The sequence below is a fragment of the Methylocystis sp. IM3 genome, from assembly GCF_038070105.1.
In the GTDB taxonomy this organism is placed as follows: Bacteria; Pseudomonadota; Alphaproteobacteria; order Rhizobiales; family Beijerinckiaceae; genus Methylocystis.
In genome coordinates this window covers 48,215-67,883 of record NZ_JBBPBZ010000003.1, presented here as the reverse complement: position 1 = coordinate 67,883, position 19,669 = coordinate 48,215, and the positions used below count along the sequence as shown (strand labels likewise).

Below are 19,669 nucleotides of genomic sequence, written 5' to 3'. Positions count from 1 at the left end.
GCGCCGCCAGCCTGGCCTCGGAAACTGCCGCCGGGGCGGCCGGAATCGCAGGTGGCGACGTAAGGATGAAAAGCACGGGATTACATATGCTCTACTATCCATAATCAACTTAACGGTAGATTTGCTTGTTTCACACGATACTCTTTGGGCCGCGCGTGGAGCCGCCCGGCGCGGGAGCTTTTTTCGCTGATCCCAACAAGTCTCAAACGCAGCCCAAAGGCGGCTTTGGGGCGTCCGAGGGCCAGTACAACGCTCGTTTTCCCGATGTGCCGCAGATGGCCGGGCCGAAGCGGCCCCTTTCGCAGGCGTATCCAAACGACCGTTTCATCGGATATTCTCATTTTGGAAAAACGCGCGCAGCCGTCGGCAGACGGCGCGTTTCACGCACGAGCGCCGCGGTCCGGAGAATTTTTCATGACGTTGATCGGCTACGCCCGCGTCTCAACCGAAGATCAGGCGACCGACGCTCAGGTCGATGCGCTGAAAGCCGCCGGCTGCGGCGTGATCTTCAAGGAGCACTTGTCGGGCGCCAAGGCCTCTCGACCCCAGCTCGCCCAGGCGCTGGCCGCTGTGAGGCGCGGCGACGTTCTCGTCGTCGCCAGGCTAGACCGCCTCGCCCGCTCCCTCTCCCATCTTCTCTCGGTCATCGCCGCACTGGACGCCAGGGGCGCGCATTTCAAATCGCTGGCCGACCCGATCGACACCTCGACGCCGCAAGGCCGTTTCGCCCTACAGGTGCTCGGCGCCGTCGCAGAACTCGAACGCGCCCTCATCCAGGAACGCACCAGGGACGGACTCAGGGCGGCGAAGAAACGCGGCCGCATTGGCGGCAATCCAAAACTGCGCGCCAGAGATCCGGAAGCGATCCGCCGCACCGCCGAGGCCCGCAGTCAGAGCTATTTCGAGCGCGTCAACCAGACCGCCGAACACTGGCTCCCGGTCGTAAGGGAGATGCGCCCCGAACACCGCTGGGAAGACGTCGCGCGCGTCCTGAACGGCAGGGCGACGACCGGCGGTCTCCCTCGCTGGACCGTCGAGCGATTGAAACGCGCGGTCAAACGCTTCGTCGCGGAAGGGCTCGCCGAAGCGTCGCTCCTCCGGCCGGCGCCCCGCCGGGCGAGCAGCGAACGGCTCCTCGCCCTCGTCGCGGGCATCGCCCGGGCCAATCCCGACCTTACCCTCGCCCAAATCGGCGCTCAGCTTGAGGCGATGTATGAACGCACCCCACGCGGCGGCGTCCGATGGGCTCCCTCCTCCGTCAAAAGCCTGATGGATCGGGCCGAAAAACTTGGGCTGCTCGGTCCGCGCCGATAGCCCGAGACCCTGATCGCTCCGCCGCTTTTCCAGTTCTGCCCGCGTTTGCCGCCTTCCCGCGCAACAGCGCCATGAGCACGGGACCGAGTGAGAAGGCCCCTACCCGCGCCTTGGCCGTCAACGCGCGCAGGTAGCCGCCAGCGCTCTTGATCTCATCGCCACGCTGGAGGATCGCAGCCATGACGACCGCCGCATCATGCTCGCCCAGAACCTCGATCGCCTGCGACCATGCGTCGGACGAAACGCCGAGGGCGGAGCGCACCGTTACGGCTGTCGCGGCGAGATCCCGCCAGGACGAAATCTCGCCGCCCCGCGCGTAATCGACGACATCCGGGCACGCCTCGAGCACCATTCCCAGCGGATAGGCGCGCGCCCCCGCCCCCGCTCCCGTCCCCTTGGCGACGGCGAAAGGCCCTGCGTCGAGTGCAGATGCAGGGGGCTTCTCCCGGCCTGCTGGCTCCGGACCTCGCCCCCCGCCTTCTCGAAGGCGTGGTTCAAGATCAGAAAGTTTTGTGGTTTGATTCTGTATATGGCGCTCATCGTGAGACTCACTGGCGCTCTTTTTTTGGAGTTTGGCTCGATCTTCCAGAAGGTTGCGGATGTTTGCGGCATGGTTTGCTAAATCCGCCGCCAGTCGCTCCGTCTCGGCCCGTGAGAGGGTGCGAAGAGGATGGTCCGCGAAGGGTTGATAGGCGCGCTGTAGCGCCTCCCAATCCGCGGCGACGCCTTCCTCCATGCCGAGCGCCGTCATCTTGGCAATGTCGCGCCGCGCCAAGGTGATCTTCTCGCGCAAAAGCGCCATGGCGCGGGCTTCGGCGCGGGCCGCCTCGGCGCGTTGCTCGATTTCGGCCGAGCGCGCCAGCAAGGGCGCCAGGTCGAAGCCATAAGCGTCCTCGATCTCGCCCCCCTGCCCTTTCCGGGCGAAGCGCTTGCCGTTCGGGGAGTCGCGCCGGATGATCAGCCCGGCCTCGACGAGGCTCGCGAGGTGGCGGCGCAGCGTCGCCGGCGCCATGCCATGCGCGCGGATGGAGAGCTCCCGATTGGATGGGAAGACGATGATCCCGACGGCGGCCGCCCCGGCCGGCGTCGCGGGCAAAGTCAGCATGGTCTCCTGATGAAAGCTCAGCAGGGCGTGCAGAACCGACAAGGCGCGGTCCGAGACCCCGAGGGCGGCTTTCGCCTCCGTCACGGCGCGAAACAGACGCCACTTGTGGGCGACCGCCTCGGACGCGCCGGGGGCTTCGATGAAATCCCGCGTCGCCGACTGGCGCGCGATCATGGCGCGCGTCAACCGCCGGCGCCCGAAGGGCGTCGTTATACTCGTCTGCATGATCTCTTGCCTCGTTCGGGCAAAAGAAAGCTGCTCGCCAAAACGGCGCCGACTCTTGACAGGGCTATGCGGAAGTGTGATTCTCTCAGTCGCTACACATCGAGAAGGGCTTCCGGGCGGAGACGTTTCGGGGGCCTTTTTCTTTTGCGCGTTCACCTCATTTTGTAAGTCTCATTGCGCGCCGGGCGCGCATTCGGGCCGCGGACGGCCCGATCTCTCGTCCTCAACCCGTCCCCCTGCTCCCGCGATAGCTGCGATAGAGCTGCGGCAACTGGCTGAGAACATATTCCCCGAAGTCGGGCGCGATCTTCTGGTCGAGCGTGAGCGTCGCGCGCTCCGGCCCGCGCTGATAGGTCGCGATCCGCCGGCCATCCTCATCGCACCAGATTCTCTTGCAGGACTCGACAGGCGCCGGGGTCAGGGCCGAAAGAAGACGCGCAAAACGCGCGTCGCTGTCCGCCGTGAGGAAGTCGGGTTTGGCGGAGAGACCCACGAGGATCGGCTCGAGGTCCCTGCCGGCGATCTTCTCCGCGAGCGCCGCCCACCGTGGGCGCCCTGTCTTCGGCGCGGGGCCGATCAGCTTGACGACTTCGAAGGGAATCGCGCGGCCAATCGAGATCAGACGCGAAAGCTGCGTCTTCTCGACGGTCAGCGCGGCCATGATCACCTCCCGGTCGAACCCCTGATCCTCGATGGAGACCGCAAACATCGCGCGCTCGATGTAGCTGAGCTGCAAACGGGCGGAATTCTCCTGCCCCTGTGCGACGATGAGGCCCGCGTCCGACATCTCCCGCACAATGGCGCGAACGGGGCGGCCAAGCTCCGCCAGCGCGCGCAAGCGCCGGTGTCCATAGGCGACCTGATAGCGCCCGGCCTTGCCGGGATGCGGCCGCACCAGAATGGGCACCTGTTGCCCGTGCTCCCGTATCGACGCGACAAGCGCGGCATGTTCCTCCGACTGCTCGCCGAGTCGGTCCTCCAGGAAAGAGGATTCGATGAGCGCGGCGTCGAGCTGGACGATCGTGTCGCCGGAAGCGATGAGCGCGCGCGCCTCCTCGGCGGCATGGGTCAATTTCCCGAGGGAGCGCCCCATGGCGCCGACGGCGCCGGACCGGACGAGCTGGCGCGGGGCCTCGATCGCCTCGGCGACGGGCTCGGGCGAGTTGCCAGATGGCAACTCCCGTTCGCGCGCGCCCAGGAGCGCACGAAGCGTGTCCTTCCGGCTCATGGTTGTCGTCCCCACGCCTGCTGCATCAAGCCTTCGATTTCCGAATTGACGGCGTCGAGCGATTCGATCGCCCGATCGTAAGTCGCCCGCGTGAAATTCTCCCGGCCGATCTCGTAAAGCGTCTGTTTCGACAGGCCCGCGTCGGAGATCGCCGTGGATTTGAGAACGACATTGGTGAGCACCCGGTCCCGGAAGAGCGAGCGCATGAAAGCGACCATCTGGGTCTGCGGACCATCCGACGGCTCGTACCGCGTCACCACATAGCGAATGAAATCGTAATCGAGTTCGGCGCCCGATTCCTCGACCACCGACAGGAGATCGGAGGCCATGAGGAGAAACTGGCACATCGACATGACGTCGAGCATTTGCGGATGCACGGTGATCAGCACCGAGGTCGCCGCGCAGAGCGCCCCCAGTGTCAGAAAGCCCAACTGCGGCGGGCAGTCGAGGATCATCACGTCATATTTGCTTTCGACCTCTCCCAGCGCGGTTGCGACGCGGCCAAAGAAGGTCTCGCTGCCCCCTTCCGCAAGCGCGCGGGGCGTCTCATGCTCGAACTCCATCAGTTCGAGATTGCCCGGCACGAGGTCGAGGCCGGGGAAATAGGTTGTGCGGACGATCGTTTCGAGTCGCCGGCGCTCCGCGCCATAACGGATAGCGCCGTATAAGGTCTCATTGGCGCCGATATCGAATTCGGGCTGGTAACCGTGAAGCGCCGTGAGCGAGGCTTGCGGGTCGAGATCCGCCGCGAGCACGCGGTAGCCTCGCAGGGCCAGATATTGCGCAAGATGCGCGGCTGTCGTCGTCTTGCCGGATCCGCCCTTGAAGTTCACGACCGCCAGAACCTGGCAGGCATCGGCCTCGCTGCGGCGCGGGAGATAGCGTTTTCCCTTTCCGCCTTCTTCCAGGAGCTTGCGCAGATCGTTGATCTGATCGAGCGTGTAGGACCGGCGCCCGCCGGCGCCGATCTCCGGCTGCGGCCCTTTTCCGCCAAGTGAGAGTTGCCGCAGGTAACCGTCGGCGATTCCGATGAGTTTCGCCGCCTCGCCAGACGAGAAGCTTCTCAACGCCTTTTTTGACTCTGGCGGAAACAGCGTCTTGCGGAGCATATTGAGCTCCTGCGACAAGGCGGCCCCATCGCCAGCTATAACCGAGGTCATCCTTGGCTTGGCGAAAACCATCTTGGCGCAATTCCTCGGACCGGCGTCATAACTACGGGACGGTGGCGTTTCTGCGCCCATGACCCGTAACTAAAAAACCCCGATTCGCCGGATCTTGCAAATGATAAAGGGTTAACGCCCATTAACGCCTTTGGGCGCGTCTTCGGTTGCCAGTTGGCAACTTTCCTGGCCGCAAGACAGGCGGGAAGGGGACGCGAACTCTGAAACGGCGATCGCGGCCCTATATGCCTCTCTTGTCCGCCACAGGAGAGACGCCAATGGCGCCCCACGCGTCCTTTTCTGCTTCCGGCTTCTCTGCCGCCGACTTTTCCGCGTCCGACCTGGGTGCGCGTCTTTTCCAAACGCGCCAGCTTTCCCTTCATCTCGCCGCTCCGCTCACCGCGGAAGATATGACCGTACAGGCCATGGATGACGCCAGCCCGACGAAATGGCATCTCGCTCATACCAGCTGGTTTTTCGAAACCTTTGTCCTTGCCCCGCACCTGCCCGGCTATGCGCGGTACGACGAGACCTTCAGCTACTGTTTCAATTCCTATTACGAGGCTTTCGGCGCGCGCCAGGCGAGGCCGAGGCGGGGCCTTCTCACCCGGCCGTCGCTCGACCTGGTCCTCGCTTATCGGGAGCATGTGGACATCGCGCTCGCGCGGCTCATCGACGGCCACATGGCCTCATGGCCGGCCTGCGCAGACCTGATCGAGATCGGACTCCATCACGAGCAGCAGCATCAGGAGCTGATCCTTACCGACATCCTCGCTCTCTTCTCCGCAAACCCCTTGCGGCCAGCCTACCGGCCCGCGCCGCCCCGCTCCGTTGCGGCGCGCCGGGAGCCTGCCGGCTGGATCGATTTTTCCGGCGGCGTCTATCGGATCGGCCATGAGGGCAGGGGCTTTGCATGGGACAATGAACGGCCCCGCCACGACGCTCTTGTCGGGGCCTTCCGCCTTGCCGATCGCCTCGTCACGAACGAGGAGTGGCGGGAGTTCCTCGCCGACGGCGGCTACGAGACGCCGACCCTGTGGCTGTCGGACGGCTGGGCGGCGGTGAGCCGCGAAGGCTGGCGCGCGCCCCTCTACTGGGAGCGTCGTGACGGAGAATGGTTCGAAATGTCGCTCGAGGGCCTGACGCCGCTCGATCCCGATGCGCCGGTTGCGCATGTGAGCTACTACGAAGCCGACGCCTATGCGCGCTGGGCGGGGCGGCGGTTGCCGACTGAATTCGAATGGGAGGCGGCGGCGACACGAGCGGGGCGGGAGGGGAACACCCTCGGAACATCCGCATTGCGGCCCCTGCCGGCGGTAGCGGCGCACAAGGGATCGCCTCGCCAGATGTTCGGCGACGTCTGGGAATGGACCCAGAGCGCCTATCTGCCTTACCCCGGCTATCGTCCAGCCGAGGGCGCGCTCGGCGAATATAACGGCAAGTTCATGGTCAACCAGCACGTGCTGCGCGGCGGCTCCTGCGTGACGCCGGAGGGCCATATTCGCGCAAGCTACCGCAACTTCTTTTATCCCCACCAGCGCTGGCAATTCACAGGCGTCCGCCTCGCGTCGGAGGCAGGCTGATGTCGAAGGCGACGGAAAGCAGGGCGCCCGTCGCGCCGCAAGAGGATTTCGCCGCAAGCGTGGCGGCGGGCCTGTCACAGCCGCGCAAGAGCCTTCCCTGCCGCTTTTTCTATGACGACAGAGGCAGCGCCCTGTTCGAGGAAATCACGCGCCAGCCCGAGTATTATCTGACGAGAACCGAGGCGGATATTCTCGACGCGAATGTGAGGCAGATGCTCGAGGGGGCGTCATCCGAAACAGTTCTCGTCGAATTCGGCTCCGGCTCCAGCGTCAAGACGGAGATTCTCATCAGGGCGATGGGCAGCCTTTACGCCTATGCGCCGATCGACATTTCGGAAAGCGCCCTCGCGGACGCGCGTCGACGGCTGACGTCGCGCTTTTCCGGGCTCGACGTGCGACTGATCCCGGCCGATTTTTCAGTCCCGATCGACCTTCCGCCCGATATTTCGCGCAGATCGCAACTGGGATTTTTTCCAGGCTCCACGATCGGTAATTTTGCGCCTTTGGAGGCGGCCAGGGTGCTGGACGCCATGCGCGAGACGCTCTCGAGCGGCGCAAGGCTGATCGTTGGGGTCGATCTGAAGAAAGACGTTCGCCGACTTCTCGAGGCCTATGACGACGCCGAGGGCGTCACGGCGGCGTTCGATCTCAATCTGCTCACCCGCATCAATCGCGAACTCGGCGGGAAAATCGATCCGCTGACCTTCAGCCACGCGGCGATTTACGATTCCGTCGAAGGGCGCGTCGAAATGCATCTCGTCAGCCGGAAGGATCAACTCGTCGACGCCGGGGTCGGCCGGTTCGCTTTCCGTGCGGGAGAGACGATCCATACCGAGAACGCCTACAAGCATTCGATCGAGGAGTTCCAACGGATCGCCCGGCGGGCCGGCTGGAGGCCTGCTCGCGTCTGGACGGATGCGATGGGTCTATTCAGTCTGCACGAACTCATCGCCCCTCGAGCCTCGATCAATGATCGCATTGCGGATCGACGCGACAAGCGCAGTTGGTGAAGGTCGTCTCCGCCGCACCCTTGACGCCGAACCCCAGGACGCCGCGATGGCGCTCGACGCCATGGGGCGCAATGGCGTCCGGCTTGCCCGCCGTCGCCTGCGGCCAAAGGACGTCATTGGTCTCGACGCGCGCGGGAATCAGCCAGTAGTCGCCGGTGCGGTAGAAGCCGCCGGGAACGAACTGGATCTGGACGCCGCGCTCGAGCGGGGTCCAACGGCCCTCGCTGCTCTCCTGAACGGCTATTGCGCCGTCGTCGCGAAGATCGGGCGCGGTCTCCAGCGTCTGATCCCAGCGGCGCAGCAGGGTGCAGGCGCTGAAATCCACGCCCGCCGGGTTCGCGATTTTTATGCTCAGCATTCGCTTGGCGCGATCGATCGCCGTGATCTGGCCGAGCGGCGGCGCGACCTCCGCGAATTCGAAAGCGTCGCTGGTCAGCTCGACCCAGTCGCCCTCGCACAGCCCGGTTCGGCGATCGTGGCCGAGGGCGTCGATCGCCGCCGTGACCGCGCCGCCGTTTGCGACCTTGACAGAATGCAGAGAAAACTCGACGGACCCGTTTTCGCGCGACCATTTGAAGGTCGCTTCGCCAGCAGCGCCGCCCCGGTGGATCTCGACGCGGTAAAGCTGGTTGTCGCGGCTGCGGAACTGGGCGTCGGCGGGCATCGCGCAGGGATCGAGATTGCGGCTTTCGAAGCGGGCGCGGGCGCGCATGAGCGCGCCGATCTGATCCCAGCACTCCAGGAAGCTGCGAGCGACCGCGCAGGCCTGGGCGCCGGGTCCCGCGGCGCCGAGCTGCGCCCCGAGCTGCCTCGCATTGGCTTCAAGCTTGTTGCGGAAGTCGTCGAGCTTGCCTTCCCGGTAAACATATGGCCCCGGATGCGCCTTGCGGATTTCGGCGAGGCGATTGAACTGTTTCAGGATCGCGGAGACCTTCTCCTCGGTCATCAGCCGGATTTGCCAGGCGATCTGAGCGCGGGTCGCGGTGTCTCGCCCGCCCAGCGCGACCTCCCGCAGGGCGGGCAGCTGCACGGATGAGAGGTGGCGCTCGTGGGCCTCCACATAGACGAGGAACGCCGGCGGAAGATCGACCGCCGCGCCGGGCTCGGCGCCCGGAACCGGCCAGAATGGCTGGGTGGCGTAGGTCGCGGCGGACGCCAGCTCACACATGAGGCCATCGACATAGAGACGGCCGGCCTTGATGCTGAACTCGTTGACGGAATCGCCCTTTCCAAGAGCGAATCCGTCGCCCGCGCGCCAGCAGCGGCCGATGGCGTCGATGATCAGCTTGCGCAGATAATAGATGTGAATAGCCGTCTGTTCGTTGAGGTCGGCTTCCAGCAACATGCGGCCCTGCTGGGCCAGAACGCGCGTGAACCCGTTGGCGGGATTGAAAGATACTTGCGCAAAATCTCCGCGCATGAGGGAACCTCTTCAGCTGGCGAAAAGAACGAGGGGGGCAAAATCCGCGGGACAATGATCGACGAGACGCAGTTGGAGGCCGTCCAGACGCTGGGGCTCGAAAAGATTGTGGTAGACGCCCATTTCGCCGCCATCGCCGGCGCCGCGCGCGATCTCGGGCGGCGTGCAGGCGGCGAGACGCACATAATCGGGCGCGCCATAGCGGGTTGAGACGAAATGCGGCGCGATGCGCAGTGCGACGTCGGCGAGCATTCGTTCGCGCGCCTGCTCGCGCAAGGAATCGCGCCCCGCCTCCTCGCGCACCCGCGCCCGCGCGCTCGCGGGCTGGCATCGGTGCTGGCGGGGGACGCGCGACTCGGGGGAAAGGCAACAATAGCGCACGCAGCCCTGCTGGCGCCGCGCCACCGTGACGAGGCCCGCGAAGAGACTATCCTCGGCGAGGCCGATCGCATGGACGGCCACCGCGCCGATGACGGTGCTGCGCGCGATGGTCAACCGCACAAAAGCGACGTTGGCGTCGGCCGAGCCGATGGCGGCGCGCTGCTCCGACGTGGCGTCGATCACGCTATCGGCGATCTCGATCTGCGCCGGCGGTCCGCCGGTGGCGGCGAGATTGGCTTCGATCGTCCCGACGATGCTGCGCTCGACGCGCAGGCAAAGCCTTGCCCCATCCAGGACGACGCTGGGATCATTTGGCCGCAGCGGCTCGCAATCATGCGTGAGCCCCCAACCCGGCACGAGCGTGCAGTGGCGCAGCAGGGCCTCGCAGAGCCCGCCGTCCGCCGCGCTCTCCTCCTCGCCGTCGTCGAGCGGCGCGAAGCGGAGGCCGCGCCCCGCCACCATCACCCCGTCCATCACGAAGCGGCTGCCCTTGCCGCCGCGCACGCTGAGAGCGTCCTGCGCCCCGGCCTCGGCATCGCTCAGCCAGAGCACGGGCCGCGTATGGGGCGCGGCGACAATCCAGATGGACTCTCCATGGCTGATCTCGATGTCGAGCGCGCCGGAATAGACCCCGCTTTCGGCAAGCTCGACGACGAGGGCCGGGAAGGCGGTCAGGCCCGGTTCGTCGCCATTGCCCGGCGCCGCCTCTGCGTCTCTGGCGGCGCGCCAGTCGGCGATGGCGTCGGCAATCTCGGCGAACTCGCCCTCCGGCGGCTTTCCCGTTTCGCGCGCGCGCACCCGTCGGCGCGAGACATGGGCCGGCATGGCGAGCGGCGGCCGCGGGTATTCGCCGCCGCCAAGCTCCATCGCGAAGCCATAGTTGTAACTGACGCGCACGGCGGCGCCGCGGGCCGGTCCCTGCGTCAGGGGGAACATGATGCGGCCGAGCACGGGGTCGACGGCGACCTTGCCCTTGGGCGGGCGATATTTCCAGCCTTCCAGATCCGCGGGAATAATCGCCTCGGGCGGTATGGGCTGCGCGCGCGCGCCCGCTTCCGGATGACGATCCGGCCAGCCTTCGGCCCAGATCGTGATCGCCTTGCCGACCCCGTAAATTTCGGGATCCGCGCGGGCCGCTGCGTCGGCAGGCCCGGCGCCGACCTCGAAGCCGAGGCGGGAGATGGGCGCGGGCAGGCGGGGATCGAAGAGCGGGGCGTCGTTTCCCAACACCGAAAAGCTGTAGCAGTTCTCACGATTTTCGATGGCGTAGGCCTGCGTGGCGGTGACGGAAAAGGACCGGGTCCGGCGCACGGCGAGGCCCAGCCCGGCGACGTCGGCCGGCGACGCCCGGTCGCCGGGCGCGCCGCGCCGAACCTCCCCGATCAACGACCCGCCCCAGGGCTCCATCGCCTCCAGCGCGAGCGCCGCGCCGATGCGGACGGTCGCGGTCCGCTCCGGACGTACATGATCGAGGTGCTGGGCGACCGCGAGACGACGATAGACTTCCCGCGCCTCGGCCGGCCAGCCGGCGACGTCCTGCGCGAGCGCATCGAGGGCAGCCATGGCGCCGCGCTTGCGCCGCGCGGCGAGGAGGCGACCGACCGCGCGCCGCCGCGCGCCCGCGCCCTGCGGCCCGCTTTCGACGAGCGTCGCGCCGAGCAGGTCGGCGATATAAGGAATGACCCAGGGCGCGCAGGTTTCGATGAACATGTCGTCATACATGCGCTCCAGGTCTCGCTCGAGGGCGACCGCCTGGGCGCCGATCACGCGCAGCGTCTGCCGCAGCACGCCCCCGCCGAGGAGATCCCGCTGTCTGACGAAGGCTGGCAACAGCTCGAAGAGCGCATCGCGGGAATCGATCACCCAGGCCTCCTCACAACCAGTTGACGACAAGCGTTCCAGGGACATCCGGCCGCACATAGGCGGTCTGCGCCGGCAGCAGCCGCTCGGGCGCGCCCTGCGGCGCGGTGCGGGCCGGCTGCGCCGCGACCAAAGCGAGCGGACGGCCCTCTCGCGTCTGCTCGCGCAGTTTGCGCAACGTGGCGGCGAGACGCGCCGCATCCAGCAGGTCGGAGTCCGATATGCCGCCGAACGCCTCCACGTCGGCATGGTCGACCCCCGGCGTCGCCTGGATGAGCGCGATCAGTTCGGAGCGGTAGGCGGGCCGTGCAAGGCCCCGTCGGGCAAAGGAGAAGACGTCGGCGAGACGCGCGCGGACCGCCGCCCCGACCAGGGTCCGGTCGGCGTCCGCGGCGACGGCGATCGCCACCTGGACCAGCACTGTCACCCGCTCGCGCACGGCGACGACCACCGGCAAGGCTGGATCGCCGAAACGCGCATAGGCGTCGATCAGGGCGCTCATGAGGGTGTCGCCCCGAGCAAGCGGCGCGTCGTCGACGCCCGCCACGGTCACGTGGACGGCGCGGTGGCGCCCATCGGACAGCATCGCCGCGCGCACGTCGCCGATCCCGGCGAAAGCGCGCGCGAAATGCTCGTAATCATCGACGCTGACAAGCCGCGACTGCGGCGCGAGCGCGAGGGTGGGAACGGGCGCGTTCCGGCGAATGGCCTCGACGCCGTCCCGGTCCGCGCCGCCGCTTGCGCGCAGCGGGTTGATCACCCCCCGCACGCCGAGCGGCCTCGTGACGGCGAGGCTGATCTGCCGGGGGTCGACATTGCCGGCGGCGCCGACGCCGACGCGATAGGTCGCACGGATGTTTTCGGCGCCGGTCGGAAACCGCATCCCGGTCTTCCCGTCGCCGCCCTCGATCGCCCCCGCGCCGGACGCGTCGACCGCGAGCTGAAAAACCCGGTCCCTCGGTCCGGCGTCCGACAGCGCCGCGACTTCGGCGAGGGCGAGGCCGTTGGCCTCGATCCGCAGCGTATCGACCACCCCGCTCGTCGTCGGCGCGGCGACGAAGGTGAGCGGCGCGCGGCGCAACCGGAAGCGCTGGAACGCCTCTCCGGCGTCTCCCGAACCGAGCGTCTCGCTCACGGTTTCGCCATGAGTGGCGGTGACGACATTGCCATGGACGACCGTCGTCGCGCGCCGGTAGGAAAAGGCCAGGGACGCGGTGAGATGGAGGACGGTATGGGGCGTGTCGCCGGGCGAGCCCGGCAGCGGCCCCTGCGTAACGGCCGCCACTGTGGCGCGCTCGCCTCCCGACACGCCCGGAACCGGAGCGCCGCCAACGAGAATGTCGGACCGCTCGCCGGTGACGAGGATCGACCGCCCCGGCGCGAAATCCGGATACAGGCCGTCGAGCATGATCGTGTCGCCCTCGACGACGGCGTCGAGCGGCTCGGGCGCCCGCGTCACCGGTTCGCTCTGGGCGACATAGAGTATCCGGCGCAGCAGCTTCACCGTCATGCCGCGGCCGTCATCGGCGGCGGGGAGGCCGAGCGGTTCGTCGTCCTCGAGGCCGACCACGTCGAGGCGGGTCACCCGAGCGTTGAGGCCATAGTCGGAGCGTGCGGTCTGCTGCGCCTCGCGCACGCGGCCGATGCGCAGGAGGCGCGCCGAGGACATGCTCGTGGCGGGGGCGTCGATCAGCGCGAAGCCGCCCCCCTCGACGCCCTCGGCGAGCGTGTCGAGGAAGACGTATTCGCCGTCGAGGTCTTCGATGCTGGCGTCGTCGGCGACATGGCCGTCGGGGAGCAGCGCCGGCGCATTGCCGCCAAAGGCGCCGGCGACGAGCCGCAGCAGGTAGAGGTCCGGCGCCTTTTTCGGCCTCGAGCCATTCGCCGGCAGATTTCCCCAGGCGGCGTAAAGCGCCTCGCCGACGTCCGGCGCGCCGGCGGCGATGAGGGCGGCCCGCCCGTCGCCAGACGGGCGCAGCGCGTCGACCACCCTGCGCGGCCCCCCCGGCGGCGCCCGGCCGGCGGTCGTCGCGACCTTCGAGAGGATGGCGTCGATGCTGAAACCGGGCGCGCCCTTGGACGGGGCGCGCGGCGCGCGCTCGATGTCCTCGAGGACGCCATAAAGGTCGCGCTCCGTGTCGGAGATGGTCCGCCGCGCGTCCCGGGGCGAGGCGCCGAGCAGATAGGAGGCGACGCCGCGAACCGCGCTCGCCGCATGGTCGCCCGCGGTTCCGGCCGCCTTCTCAAGGAGGTCGAGCAGTTTCTGGGCGAGCGCCGCGGTAAGGCCGGGACGCGGCTTGAGCGTGACGACGACGCAATCGGACGCGATGTCCGCCTTAGCCGCCGCCACCTCCCGTGCGATCTGCCAGCCCTGCTTCATGCCGAAGACGAACAGCAGCCGCTCGCCGGGACGCACCACGAGCTGCGCGCCGCTCAACCGGATTTCGTCGCGCAACAGGGCGTCGAGGCGGTCGAGCGGGGGCAGCCAGGAGCGGCGGGGCGGCATCTCGCTCCACTCGGCCCGCGCATCGAGCGGCTGCATGGTCTCGAAGCTCTGCATCTGCTCGCCGGGCTTCGGGACGGATTGCGCACGGGCGCCCGCCGGCACGGTCACGGGCTTTGCGGCAGGGTCGAGGAGATAGGCCAGGGCGACGCTGGCCGATACGCCTGGCCGAGGCCGATAGCCCACCTGCGCGGCAAGCTCGAAGAGCGATCGTTCCTCGCGCGCGGTGCGCAGATAGGTCTCGTTGGCGAAGCGGTCCCGATAGAATGTCAGTATGTCGGCGATCATCGCCCAGCCATCGAGGAGCGCGATGATGGGATCGTCCCCCGCGCGCACGCTCAGCAAACGCAAGGCGGGCGTCTCCGCCGAAGACAGCGACTGCGTCGCGGCCGCAAAAAAGCGCGCATGTCCGCCGATCCGCGTGTCGATGCGCGACAGGCCCATGCGGTTCTCGCGCGCGGCGAGGAACGGACCGCCCGCGCAGGCGCCGCAGCGGCAATCGCAAGATGGCGCGCCGCAGCCCGCGCAAGGCGCCGCCGCGCTCATCGGCCGCCTACGATTCGCATGGAGAACCGTCCTCTTTCCGGATAGTCGGGATCGCTGTCGCATTGCGCGATCTCGTCGGCGGCGATGGGGATCACGCCGGAGTCGAGCCGACTCGTCGCGCCGGGCTTGACGTCGTCGAGCCGCGAGAAATGCGTGAGCTCGACGTGCAAGACGCCGTCCAGCGCCTGGATGGCCGCAACGATGCGCGAGGCGAATACATCCTGTCCGAACAGCAACCGGTCGGGATGGAACAGCGCCGGGGCGCCGTCTGGCAGCGAGCCGGCCGACATCAGCGCGCGCACGGCCCGCGCCACCTCGTCCTGCCGATAGGCAGGGTCGACGCAGACATGGGCTCCGATCCGCAAGGGCGCGCGCCTGACCCTCGCGAGGGCGACGTCATGGCCGATCCGCCTCGCCGCCTCGATACGGCGCAGCGCGTCGGACGCCAGATCGGCGTCCTCGGCATGGGCGGCGAAGGGGTCGAGCGCCACCTCGGCTTCATAGCAGACGCCCGTCCAGGAGAACTCGCCATTCGTTCCCTGAATGCGCGGATCGCGCCCGGCGATTTCGGCGTAATCGGCGGCCGTCACGGCGCGCTCGAGCGTCCGGCCGTAGCCGTGGGGCGCCCGACGGCGCACTTCCTCGACGGGCTCGGGGTCGGCGCCGCCCCGCGCCGGCAACGGATTGCGCAGCTCGATCGAAAGGCCGTCGAGCCGGATGACGCCGCGCAGCGCCATGAGGGCGATCGTGTCGGCGCCGACGTTGCCGGCCCTGCCATTTCCGATGCGATAGCGCGCCCGAAACCGCGCGCCTGCGGGCGGGCGCATACCGCAGTCATCGTCGCCGAAGCGCAGCCTGGCCCGCCGGTCGTCGTCGATCTCGACGACGAAGTGGCGATCGGAAGACCCGCTGCCGAGCAGGTCGAAGCGTGCGCGCCAGTCGAAGGCGCCCGTGAAGGCGCCCCCGCGCGCGTCCGCCATGTCGAGCGCCACGGCGGCGGTCGCCGCGCGCGGGTCCTGCTCGAGCAGGCGCGCCGCCGGAACGTCTCCGCATGGCGCCGGCGCGGCCTGGCAGACGGGCGCCCGGTCCAGCGTCATGGCGAACGCGCCCGGAACGCCCAGAACGTCGGCGGCGGCGCCGTCGCAGCGGCAACAGTCGGCGACATCCTCCCGATCGACCAGCCATGCGTCATTGTCCTCGACGAAGGTGCGGCCATGGTCGACGAGAATGACATTGCCGCGCGCGACCGCGGTCTCCACGACCCGACAGAAGGGGTCTTCGCCGACGACGAAGGTCAGCGTGAAGCTGACGCGCGACCCGGCGGGCGTCGTGACTGCAAGTTCGACGATCTCGGCGCCTGAGAAGCCTTGCGCCGCCGTGTAGGTCAGCACGCCGTCGGCGTCGATGGTCGCCTTGCCGCGGGGCGGCGGCGTCTCGATGGCGACGCCGCCCTCGGGAAGCGCCTCGCCCGCCGCCTCCCGCGCGACGACGACAAGGGTTCCCCCTGGCGCGAGACGCAGCGCCCCCGGCGCATCCGGCGCCGTCCAGGACGAGAGCTGCAAGGCGAAGGGCAGGGCGTCTTCTTGCCCCCATTCGACTTCAATGAGCGGCGCGCCGTCCAGCGGATCGACCAGCGGCTCGACGCGCACGAGCCGCACCGGCCATCTCTTCGCCGGATCGGCATCGGCCGCGGCGCCCGTGTCGGCGCCGCGCGTCTCTTCGAGGATGAGCAGATCGCCGGGCCGGAGGTCGAGCGCGCGCGTCTCCCCGCCGCCGCCTTCGCCCGCCGCGGGCGGCGCGCCGTCGCGCAGCGTCGCCCGCGTCGCGCCCCTGGGCAGGCAGCATTCGCTTTGCCGCCAGGTATGGAAGGGGATGCTGCTATGGGCCGCGCGAAGGCTGATGGTCGCGTCGGGCGCGCAGACGACCGGCTCGAAAACGAGCGCATTGCCGTCCAGCCGTTCCGGCGGCGCCAGCCCGGTGGCCGGCGATGGATCGTCGGGGTTGGGCGCGGCGAACAGGAAATCGGACGCCGGACGGTCGAGCAAGTCGCCGCCCTCGATCGAAACACAGACGAACGCCCGCGCATTGCAGCCTTCGTGCATCCGGTAATCGAGCAGGCGCGCGTGACGGCGCAGGGAGATTCTTTTCCGGGCGGTCCCGAGATAGGCCTCGGTGGCGACCGCGTCGAGCTGATAGCTCAGCCGATCGCCGAGATAGGCCAGCAGCTCGAGCGCGGTGAGCTGGAGATCCGGCAGGTGGCGCTCTCGCCAGTCGGGCATGGCGAGGGCGAGGCGGTCGAGCAGGAGCTGGCGGAAGCCGGCGAAATCGCGGGCGAGATAATTGATGGGGATGTCCGGCGGCGGGGCCTCGCCCACGCAGGGCCGCGGCGCGCAGTCGTCGTCGCAGGGACAGTCGAGATGAAAACGGAACTCGGCGCAGGCATATCGCGGGTCGACGCCCGCCGGCGCCGGCCGGACGAGCGGCGCCGGGGCCGGCGGCAGGAAGGAGCAGGCCGCGTCATCGGCGGCGGGGGCCGCCGTCAGGCACAGGCAATAGGTCGAAAAATCCCCCGTCCGGTCGAGCGTGACGCGAAGACAGGCGCCCTCGTCCTCGATTTCCTCGAGATCGACCCGCGCCGCCTTGATGCCGGTAATCCGCGCGCCGCCCGTAATAACGACATTCTCGGGCCCCAGCCCCTGGGGCGGCGCGCCGAACAGCCTGACGCACAGCGAGACTCCATCCTCATAGACCTCGATGTCGTCGATGCCGCAGAGCGCGCCGCTTGCACGCACGAACTCGCGGCGCTCGTCGCCCGCGCAGGCGGGGCCGAAGGGGTCGCAGCCGCTCATTCGAGGCTCCGCACGAAGGGCTCGGTCGTGAATGCGCCCGTGCCGCGCAAGGCCCAGGTCAGCGTTACGACGAGCGTCGCGTCCTCGGCCTCGACCGACAGCGACCGCACCTCGATCACGTCGCCCAGCCACCGCTCGAGCCCGGACCGCGCCGTGAGCTGCAAGGCGGCCGCGAGTTCGGGACTGTTCGGAGCAAAGGGATATTGGAGAAGCCCCGATCCCATCTCCGGACGCATCACCCGTTCGCCCTGCTGGGTGAACAGCAGCGCCTCGATCATGTCGCGGACATGCTTGTCGTAGGCCGCGCCGACGGTGCGGCCGTCGGCTCCGATGCGCAGCGGCGCGTCGGCGTTGAACGGCGCGCTCACGATGCGAAGACCCGCTGTTGACCGGCGGGGGGCGCGATCAGCGGTTGCCCGGTGGGCGCGCACTGGCCTCGGGCCGGCACGATCACGACAGGGCTCAGCGCCCCCGCGACGGAGACCAGGACCCGGCTCGCGCCGCTGAGAAAGGCGCCTGTCGCACAGGGCGGCGACGAACCGGACGCGGCGAGGCTGCATCCGGCGATCGTGTATTTCGCAACGAGGGGAACCACTGGCTGGCCCATGATAAAGACGCGCGGCGACAGCGGCGCAGGCTTGCCCTGGCCGCCGTGCGAACAGACGACCTGATTGGCGGGGAGCGCAACAAAGCCCGGCATTTCACGCCTCCTCTCATTTGGTCACGAGCAGCGCGGCGGCCGCAGGCGCGGCGCCGGCCGGATCGCCGTTGACCTGAACCGTCGGGCCGAAGATGCGCACCCCCGTCGCGTCGATCGCGATGCAGGCCGTCGCGTTGCCGATCAATATGCCGCCCGTGGGCAGGTATGGCGGGTAGGGGGTATCGGTCACGACGAGCGCGTGCTGCAACAGGGTCTGCAACGCGAAGATCGGCATTGCCGGCGCGCTCGCCTTGGCGACCGTCGGGGCCTCCGCGGTCGAGCCCCACCAGCAGCCGACCCAGATCGGATAATCGGCAAGCCCCTGCTCGAACTCCACCCATACCTTCGACCCCGGCGGCGGCACGATCAGAGAGCCCATCTGAAGGCCCGCCCAGGGCAGGCAAGGCCGCGCCCAGCCCGTGACGTTCGGCCCGTCCCGGTCGGCCACCTCGACCATGAGCCGGCCGCGCCGGTCCGGATCGGGCGTGGGTAGAACCGTGCCGCGATACTTGCCGTAATATCGCTTGACGCCGCTCATCGCGTCGGAGGCGGGCAGGTCCTCGTCCTCGTCGGGGCGCATGCTGTCGACAAATCCGAGCTGCGCCATGGTCTTCCTGCTCATCCCGAGGCTCTCCTGTCCCAGGCCGCCAAAATCCTACGCCGCCAGGCCCGACCATGGCTCGAAGGCGTTGCGTGAAAGCGTGAAGCGCTGCTTGTATTCGCCAGGCCGCAGGTCGTGGGTTACGCTGCGCACGTAATGCAGCCCGTCATGCGGCATTCCCGCGCCCGCGACCGTGACGAGCTGGCGCGGGCGCAAGACCCTGCCGAGCCGCAGCACGTCGAGCGAGCCGCTTGCGGTGATCGTCTCGGCGGCGCGCGCCGCCTTGCCAAGCCCCACCATCAGCGCCTGCGGGAGCGAGAATTTCGCCATGCCCGTCAGCGGCTCGGCGCGCAGCGGGAGGGGCGCGCGCGGGCCGAGGGGCGGCGACAGCGGATTGACGTCGGGCACCGGGATGGGGATCGGAATATTGACCGGCACCCGCTCGTCGTGCAGCAGGAAGACGAACAGGGTCTTGGAGAAACCGTCGAAGCTGAAACTGATGCTGTCGACGTTGCTCATTGCGTCGCTGTTGACGAAGAGAGTCGTCTGCGAAGGGCCCGTCTTTATCTCGGGGCCCCAATAGGCGATCGACTGGCCCGGCAGCGGTCCCGGATCGATGTAGAAGACATAGCCCACCGACTTTGCGAGATAGGTCACATATTCGAGGTCGGTCCCCATGTGGCTGGGGATGTATTCGGTCGGTAGCGGCACATCGACGTTGACGCTCGGCAGGACGATCGGCGTAATCCCGAGCGGCAGGTATTTCGCAAGGATCAGCGCGACCCGCGCCTCGGCGGGCATGGCGGGATATTTCATCACCCAGCTGAGGTCGACGGCGTCGAGGAGGCGCGACAAATCCTCGCCGGTGATCTGGAGGCGCGAGGCGCCGGGATCGTTTGCGGCGGCGATCTCATGACGGGTGATGACGCCGTCCATCAGCACCATCGGATTGCCGCTCACCATCGCCGTGAGCACGACCCGCTGCGGCGGGTCGAAGAAGCCCTGGCGAAACTTTTCCCGCACGAGCGAATTCTTGCCGAAGGCGAAGGACATCGTGAAACCGCTGCGGCGCTCGGTCGCCTGCGTCACCTGCGCCGACACCAGCGCCTCTACGAGCTCGGCGGGCGCCGGCGACGGCGACGCGACGCCCATCATGATATGGAGGCTCACGCCCTTCAGCACGG

Annotated in this window: 14 protein-coding genes; 3 read left to right on the top strand and 11 right to left on the bottom strand. The window is 68.2% G+C overall.

The features are described from left to right. Positions 1–414 precede the first annotated feature (414 nt). Complete coding sequence (locus tag WOC76_RS20045; protein WP_341108945.1) at positions 415–1,314, top strand: recombinase family protein; 900 nt, start codon at positions 415–417, stop codon at positions 1,312–1,314. On the opposite strand, the gene repC is transcribed toward WOC76_RS20045, so the two are convergent. From repC to repA, 3 genes are all read right to left on the bottom strand, one after another. Beyond that, a complete protein-coding gene (repC, locus tag WOC76_RS20040; protein ID WP_341387299.1) occupies positions 1,259–2,644 on the bottom strand; it encodes a plasmid replication protein RepC in 1,386 nt (461 codons plus the stop codon). The genes WOC76_RS20045 and repC overlap by 56 nt on opposite strands. Before the next feature lie 223 nt (positions 2,645–2,867). Next, positions 2,868–3,872 carry a plasmid partitioning protein RepB gene (repB, locus tag WOC76_RS20035; RefSeq protein WP_341108943.1) on the bottom strand — a complete coding sequence of 335 codons (1,005 nt, stop codon included), beginning with the start codon at positions 3,870–3,872 and terminating at the stop codon, positions 2,868–2,870. After that, positions 3,869–5,032 carry a plasmid partitioning protein RepA gene (repA, locus tag WOC76_RS20030; protein WP_341108942.1) on the bottom strand — a complete coding sequence of 388 codons (1,164 nt, stop codon included), beginning with the start codon at positions 5,030–5,032 and terminating at the stop codon, positions 3,869–3,871. The genes repB and repA overlap by 4 nt, the downstream gene beginning before the upstream one ends. A gap of 278 nt (positions 5,033–5,310) precedes the next feature. On the opposite strand from repA, the gene egtB reads away from it, so the two are divergent. Together egtB and egtD are read left to right on the top strand one after the other, a co-directional pair. Next, positions 5,311–6,615 carry an ergothioneine biosynthesis protein EgtB gene (gene egtB, locus WOC76_RS20025; protein ID WP_341108941.1) on the top strand — a complete coding sequence of 435 codons (1,305 nt, stop codon included), beginning with the start codon at positions 5,311–5,313 and terminating at the stop codon, positions 6,613–6,615. Further along, positions 6,615–7,625, top strand: coding sequence for an L-histidine N(alpha)-methyltransferase (gene egtD, locus WOC76_RS20020; protein WP_341387300.1), 1,011 nt, complete (start codon positions 6,615–6,617; stop codon positions 7,623–7,625). The genes egtB and egtD overlap by 1 nt, the downstream gene beginning before the upstream one ends. Here egtD and WOC76_RS20015 read toward each other — a convergent pair. From WOC76_RS20015 to WOC76_RS19980, 8 genes are read right to left on the bottom strand one after another with little or no spacing between them, the layout of a single operon-like run. After that, positions 7,582–9,045, bottom strand: a complete 1,464-nt coding sequence (locus tag WOC76_RS20015; RefSeq protein ID WP_341387301.1) for a DUF6519 domain-containing protein — start codon at positions 9,043–9,045, stop codon at positions 7,582–7,584. The genes egtD and WOC76_RS20015 overlap by 44 nt on opposite strands. A gap of 12 nt (positions 9,046–9,057) precedes the next feature. Continuing rightward, a complete protein-coding gene (locus WOC76_RS20010) occupies positions 9,058–11,289 on the bottom strand; it encodes a hypothetical protein (protein ID WP_341431563.1) in 2,232 nt (743 codons plus the stop codon). Positions 11,290–11,299: 10 nt separating this feature from the next. Then, positions 11,300–14,335: a putative baseplate assembly protein gene (locus WOC76_RS20005; RefSeq protein ID WP_341431562.1), complete on the bottom strand. Its 3,036-nt coding sequence runs from the start codon at positions 14,333–14,335 to the stop codon at positions 11,300–11,302. Next, on the bottom strand, positions 14,332–17,184 hold the full coding sequence (locus tag WOC76_RS20000; RefSeq protein ID WP_341108936.1) for a putative baseplate assembly protein: 2,853 nt from the start codon (positions 17,182–17,184) through the stop codon (positions 14,332–14,334). Before WOC76_RS20000 ends, WOC76_RS20005 begins: the two co-directional genes overlap by 4 nt. Next, positions 17,181–17,552 carry a GPW/gp25 family protein gene (locus tag WOC76_RS19995; RefSeq protein ID WP_341108935.1) on the bottom strand — a complete coding sequence of 124 codons (372 nt, stop codon included), beginning with the start codon at positions 17,550–17,552 and terminating at the stop codon, positions 17,181–17,183. Before WOC76_RS19995 ends, WOC76_RS20000 begins: the two co-directional genes overlap by 4 nt. After that, positions 17,549–17,884, bottom strand: a complete 336-nt coding sequence (locus WOC76_RS19990) for a hypothetical protein (RefSeq protein ID WP_341108934.1) — start codon at positions 17,882–17,884, stop codon at positions 17,549–17,551. The genes WOC76_RS19995 and WOC76_RS19990 overlap by 4 nt, the downstream gene beginning before the upstream one ends. Before the next feature lie 13 nt (positions 17,885–17,897). Beyond that, positions 17,898–18,506 carry a phage baseplate assembly protein V gene (locus tag WOC76_RS19985; protein ID WP_341108933.1) on the bottom strand — a complete coding sequence of 203 codons (609 nt, stop codon included), beginning with the start codon at positions 18,504–18,506 and terminating at the stop codon, positions 17,898–17,900. Positions 18,507–18,539: 33 nt separating this feature from the next. Further along, positions 18,540–19,667: a hypothetical protein gene (locus WOC76_RS19980; RefSeq protein WP_341108932.1), complete on the bottom strand. Its 1,128-nt coding sequence runs from the start codon at positions 19,665–19,667 to the stop codon at positions 18,540–18,542. Positions 19,668–19,669: the final 2 nt, after the last annotated feature.